The organism is Catenulispora rubra, from assembly GCF_015356825.1.
Taxonomy (GTDB): domain Bacteria; phylum Actinomycetota; class Actinomycetes; order Streptomycetales; family Catenulisporaceae; genus Catenulispora; species Catenulispora rubra.
The window spans coordinates 1-461 of the sequence record NZ_JAACYW010000743.1 but is presented as its reverse complement, the minus strand read 5'-3'; the positions used below and the strand labels follow the sequence as shown (position 1 = coordinate 461).

Here is a 461-nt window from a genome sequence, read left to right as displayed (position 1 = left end):
ATCGCCATGGCCCGCACCGCCTGGGGTGCGGCGACGCCGGCGCCGCACGCCCGGGAAAGGGCCTCGGCGGCGTCGTGGAACGAGCCGCGGGCGGACTCGATCGCGGCGAGCTTGGCGACCTCGTGGGAGTACAGCCCGGCGGGCAGGTTCAGTACGGCGTCGGCCGGATACAGGTTCTCGGCGCCCAGGGCGCGGAAGGCCAGGCGGTGCACCGCCACCTGCCCGAGCGTGGTGGACTGGTGTCGCACGTGGCCGGGCTCGACGCGTTGGTGGACCACCCCGTTCACGTCGACCGGCGGCTCGATCCTCCCGGCGGCCCGGGCTTGCTGCTCAGCGGCGGCTTGGGTGTCGTGGAAGCCTTGCAGCACCTGCAGTTCCACCGTGCGGCCCGCGGCGAGGACGGCCCGTTCGGCGGTATCGGCCGACCAGCCGCCAGATATGCCGTGCTCGCGCGCGGCGCA

The 461-nt window shown here is 74.4% G+C and carries 1 protein-coding gene and 1 pseudogene; one reads left to right on the top strand and one right to left on the bottom strand.

Annotated features, from left to right (window positions below; translation table 11 throughout):
- A pseudogene (locus GWK61_RS58210) lies at nucleotides 1-248 on the bottom strand (ISKra4 family transposase); the annotation flags it as partial.
- Between GWK61_RS58210 and GWK61_RS58205 the strand changes: the two are divergent.
- Nucleotides 249-461, top strand: a 213-nt coding sequence (locus tag GWK61_RS58205) for a hypothetical protein (RefSeq protein WP_228564607.1), incomplete at its 3' end; no start/stop codon positions are given.